Source organism: Waterburya sp., assembly GCF_058530065.1.
Window position 1 is genome coordinate 1 of record NZ_JBZNBU010000296.1, and the last position, 5,126, is coordinate 5,126.

At 36.1% G+C, this 5,126-nt stretch carries 6 protein-coding genes; 5 read left to right on the forward strand and 1 reads right to left on the reverse strand.

Annotated features, from left to right (window positions below):
* On the reverse strand, positions 1-779 hold a 779-nt coding region (locus AC33VI_RS17760; protein WP_491783595.1), incomplete at its 3' end, for a DUF4347 domain-containing protein.
* A gap of 256 nt (positions 780-1,035) precedes the next feature.
* Between AC33VI_RS17760 and AC33VI_RS17765 the strand changes: the two genes are divergently transcribed.
* The 5 genes from AC33VI_RS17765 to AC33VI_RS17785 all read left to right on the forward strand — a co-directional run bounded on the left by AC33VI_RS17765 (position 1,036) and on the right by AC33VI_RS17785 (position 4,900).
* Entirely contained in the window at positions 1,036-1,623 is a 588-nt protein-coding gene (locus AC33VI_RS17765; protein ID WP_491783596.1) for a chromophore lyase CpcT/CpeT, read from the forward strand.
* 104 nt (positions 1,624-1,727) lie between these two features.
* Positions 1,728-2,576: a DNA-formamidopyrimidine glycosylase gene (locus AC33VI_RS17770; protein WP_491783597.1), complete on the forward strand. Its 849-nt coding sequence runs from the start codon at positions 1,728-1,730 to the stop codon at positions 2,574-2,576.
* Between the two features lie 107 nt (positions 2,577-2,683).
* Positions 2,684-3,886, forward strand: a complete 1,203-nt coding sequence (locus AC33VI_RS17775) for a response regulator (RefSeq protein WP_491783598.1) — start codon at positions 2,684-2,686, stop codon at positions 3,884-3,886.
* Between the two features lie 73 nt (positions 3,887-3,959).
* Positions 3,960-4,325: a response regulator gene (locus tag AC33VI_RS17780; RefSeq protein ID WP_491783599.1), complete on the forward strand. Its 366-nt coding sequence runs from the start codon at positions 3,960-3,962 to the stop codon at positions 4,323-4,325.
* The gene (locus tag AC33VI_RS17785) at positions 4,325-4,900 is read left to right on the forward strand and encodes a chemotaxis protein CheW (RefSeq protein WP_491783600.1); all 576 of its coding nucleotides are present in this window, start codon (positions 4,325-4,327) and stop codon (positions 4,898-4,900) included. Before AC33VI_RS17780 ends, AC33VI_RS17785 begins: the two co-directional genes overlap by 1 nt.
* Positions 4,901-5,126 lie beyond the last annotated feature (226 nt).

Sequence of the window (5,126 nt, forward strand, 5' to 3'; positions counted from 1 at the left end):
ACACCATAAATCGCACGAATAGTTTGATCAAAATCGAAATCAAATTGCCAATCTTCCACATTAGTTTCTGCGGTCAAATCTACTTCTAACTTATATCCATTGTTCCAATCTTCTGAAATATAAGCATCAATCTCGATCCCATTATTATTAACAACAGCATCAGAATTGAAAGCGACATTTTGGGTAAAGCGATCGCTCTGATTTTCATCAACTTCTAATTCTAAAAACAATTCTACTTTGGGTAAAGTTAAAACAAATTCATAACTTTCTAGGACAGTTTCATCTATCGCTAATTTAGATTCAATTTCTCCCAGTTCGATTTCTAGTTGCCAATTTCCATTAAGTTCTCGATCGCCAGTATAGTCAGTTGAAGCTGCTACATCTGCTTGAGTCATCTCACTTAAACTTTGAATTAACTCTGAATTACTGCCCACTTGAGAACCAAAAAGCAAAATATCAGCATCTTCAGCCAAATATTCCGACCATTCTTGCAGTTCGGATTGATAGTTATCTAAGTTCTCTAAATTTAGATCTGTTCCCCCTATTTGAAGGTAGTCACTATTGCCGTGAGAAATGATTTGGACGCTAGAGATGTCCTCAGATTGTCTCAAGATATTAGTAATATAATCAATGCCATCGATATCTGGTTCTAAGATTACTACTTCGGCGTTTTCTACTCCTAAAACCAAATCCGAATAGTTATTTATTTGAGAGTCAATAAAAAGAAGATTATTTTGATTGTTATAACCATTAATAGAAGATGATAAATTATCGAACATTGTTAGTCTTTTGAAGATTTAAAAAATATTTTTATGTGTATTAGATTCAAAAATAATACTCGATCTTTAAAAGCTGTAAAATTAACTTTTGAATAAGCTTGTGAAAATTTAAGATGAAGATACTTTTGCGATTTACTGCGTTCTTCTGATTTCGTAGCTTTCAATAATTAACAAGATTGAAAAAAACTAAAAACCTCTTGATAAGTTTTAAAATCAGAAATGATAAATTTCTCTCGATTAAATAAGCACTTAGACAATGACTCATTCTCAAGACATAAGTACTCTTGCTTCTTGGATGGCATCGGATTTTAGCAATCAAGCCCAAGCTTATGCCAACCCGCCATTCTTCGCCCATATTCGAGTTTGTATGCGTCCTTTGCCCAAGGATTTATTAGATGGGACGAGTTTATTCTTAGAACAAGCTTATGATTTTATGCTCGATGTTCCCTATCGTTTGCGGGTTATTAGACTGACAGTAGTAGACGATCGCATTGAATTGGAAAATTTTAAAGTCAAAGACCAAGAAGAATTTTATGGCGCATCTCGCAATCTAGAACTTTTAAGCACTTTAACTCGCGATCGCATTGTCAAAATGGATGGTTGCGATATGAATGTAATCTGGACTGGCAATAGTTTTCAAGGAGAAATTAAACCAGGAAAAGCTTGTATTGTCGAGCGCAAAGGCAAAGTTACCTATTTAGATAATAGTTTTGAATTAAAAAGCGATCGCTTGATTAGTTACGATCGCGGCAGAGATCCAGAAACCGATGAATTGGTTTGGGGTTCGGTAGCAGGACCTTTTGAATTTACTCCTCTAAAGAGTTTTGCAGCGGAAGTCGATTGATGACTGAGAGACGGGGAGAAGGGGAGACGGGGTGATTGATTAATTACTCATTACTCATTACTTTGCTATAAGATCCTAATGAGTACAACAATTAGAAAAAAGTTTTGCCAGAGTTACCAGAAGTAGAGACAGTCCGCAGGGGTCTGAATAAGTTAACTTTAGATTTGCCAATTCAAGGGGGAGAAGTGTTGTTACCCAGAACTTTAGCCTCTCCCAATACTACAGAAGAGTTTTGGCAGGGAATTAAAGGCAAAGCGATCGCACTTTGGCAAAGAAGAGGAAAATATCTTTTGGCTCAGTTAAAAGAAGATTCCCAAACCTCTGCTGGCTGGTTGGGAGTACATCTACGGATGACGGGACAATTATTATGGGTACAACAAGACGATCCTTTACAAAAACATACTCGCATTCGTTTGTGGTTTCCAGGCGATCGCGAATTAAGATTTGTGGATACTCGTACTTTTGGTAAATTTTGGTACGTTCCCCCAGAAATAGAAATCGAAACTATTATTACAGGATTAAAAAAACTAGGTCCCGAACCTTTTTCTTCCGACTTTTCTGTAAAATACTTTACAAATAAACTCCACAATCGTCGCCGTCACATTAAAACCCTGTTATTAGATCAAGCAGTTGTGGCTGGGATTGGTAATATTTATGCTGACGAAGCTTTGTTTAAGAGCGGTATTAAGCCCGATACCATTGCAGCTAATTTAACAGCAGGGCAAATTAACCAACTCCACTGCGCCATTGTCGAAGTGTTGCAGACTTCTATCGATAAAGGCGGTACGACTTTTAGTGATTTTCTCAATTTATTAGGAGTTAGTGGTAATTATGGCGATTCGGCTTTAGTATATGGTAGAAAAGAACAGCCTTGCCGCGTTTGTGGGACTGCCATCGAAAAAATTAAACTGGGAGGACGTTCGTCACACTTTTGTCCTCATTGTCAAATTTAATCAATAAGTTTTAGTAATAAAAAAATATCAATCGCGATCGAAATCACGATTAATTTGGGAACAATGACTATAAGACTTAATCTTATGGTTTGACCTAAATTTTCTCTATGAGTCAAATTTCAAATCCAGTAACAATATTACAAGATTTCACTGGTTCAAACATTAATGGAAGATTACAAGTTTCTAACGGTCGAGTAACTTGGAATATCTATATAGAAAATGGAAAACTAAAATGTGCTGCTAATTCCGTACAGCGATTGATGGTTACCCTAGATCATCATTTACGTTATTTGGGTTTACAAAATGCTGCAGCAGCAGCAAAATCTATTCCTAAATCTAGTACAGAAGATATTTCCCAAACACAAAGTTGGTTAGATGGAGGAAGAATAATTCCTTCGATTAACTGGTTGGTCTTGCGGGAACATCTTCATAAAGCTGACGCAGAAAAAGTTTGTGCCAGTTTGAGTTTAGAAGCATTAGAAACATTACTATGGCTGAGGGAAGGAAACTATAAATGGAATAAAAATGCTGATATTCCTCAACACGCTTTGGCAGCAAGATTAAGCTTTCAACATTTAGAATTAGCCCACGAAATTTCTAAAGTAGAGGAGAAAATTAAAAATTGGCAGATGTTGAGAAATTCCATTGCATCTCCCTATCAATGTCCTTATTTAGAAAATAATCGACCAATTAATGAGTCTTCAACGCCAATTTTATCCAAGCTAGCTAAATTTTTGAAAGGTTTGAGTTTTCGTCAATTATCCTTAATTTTAAATCAAGATGAATTAAAGGTTGCTCGCCTACTTCATCCTGCAATTGAAAAAGGGGAAATTGTTGTGCGTTCTCCTCAATCTCCTTTTGATATTTTACCTAATATTCCTGGGGATAATTCAACTTCTGGTTCTGGTTCTCATCAAAATTCTTCTCAAAAATATAAAGTTGCTTGTATCGATGATAGTCCAACTATTTTAGATGAAATGCAGCGATTTTTGTCTGATGAAATGTATGAAATAACCAGAATAGAAGACCCTTTAAAAGCCGCACCAATTTTATTACGTCTTAAGCCAGATTTGATCCTAATGGATATTTCTATGCCTAATATTAATGGTTATAAACTATGTAGCTTTTTTAGAGGAAGTGCATCTCTCAAAAAAGTACCCATTATTATGGTTTCGGGTAGAACTGGTTTTATTGATAAAACCAGAGCCAAAATGGTAGGGGCGACTGACTATCTTACCAAACCATTCTCACAATCAGAACTTTTGTCTGTAGTTAATCAATATTTATCTCAAAGCAAAATAATAGCATAGCTTTATTTTCTATTGAGCTATTTACTCAGACAAATTAACACCAAAAAAATCATTACTTAGAGGAATAAGTACCATGAAAACAGTATTAGTAGTTGACGATTTGCAAGCACAATTAAACTTGATTTCTGGATATTTAGAACAAGAGGGATTTCGAGTTGTAACCGCAGATAATGGAAATGACGCATTGGCAAAAGCTTCCGCTCAAGTTCCCGACTTAGTTATTACTGATTTAGTTATGCCTGAAATGAGTGGTTTAGAATTTTGTCGCAAATTGAAAAAGAATCCCGAAACTGCTGAAGTACCAGTAATTGCTTGTACCACAAAAGATCGGGATATGGATAAAAAATGGGCGAAAAAACAAGGAGTAGTCGCTTATTTAGTAAAACCTTTTACTAAAGAAGAAATAATTAAAGCAGTAGTTCGTTCGGTAGCAGGTTAATGGCAAGCAGTTTAACAACTACAGATAGGCTGAAAGAACTATTACCCCAGTTATTTAATACCAATAAACTGGAGGGTGATTATTATCTGAGATTTCAGCTAACCGATGAAATCTCAGGTTCTATCGAGCTAAAGTACGTTCAAGAATCTCTAACTATTCCAGGCGATCGCATTACCGCAATTCCTAATCTGCCCGAATATGTAATTGGTTTAATGAGTTCTCGCAACCAAGTCTTTTTAGCAATGGATTTAGCTCATCTAGGGGGTTTACCCCCAGAAACCATTAATTTAAGACAATATCAAACCATAGTAGTCAAAATCGCCTCCCATGAAAATGAAAATTCTACGGCGGACGATTTTAACTTATTTGGTTTAACTGTCAAACAAATTGAAGGTATTGCCAGGGTAACGAGCGATCGCCTGATTCCAGCTACGGACGATGTACCCGAAATCCTTAAACCTTTCATTTCCAAAATCATTGTGCCAGAAACAGAAGCTAGTAATTCTACTTCTGAAACCAAAAATTCTTTCTTAATTGATGTTTTTCAGTTAATTGGCACTCAAGTTAACTTCTAGTTGTAATTCTAGGCTAACCATATAAGTACCCAAGCAGAATTAGCTACACATTTGGAAGATGGGGTGATGGGGTGACGAGGTGACTGGGTGATATTATCCCGCTTGACGGGACTGGGTGTTACTACTCACTACTCACTACTCACTACTCGTACGGACGTTCCATGGAACGTCTCTACACTACTCACTACCTATTCTTCACTATGAAATTAATTTAGCCAGACAAAGT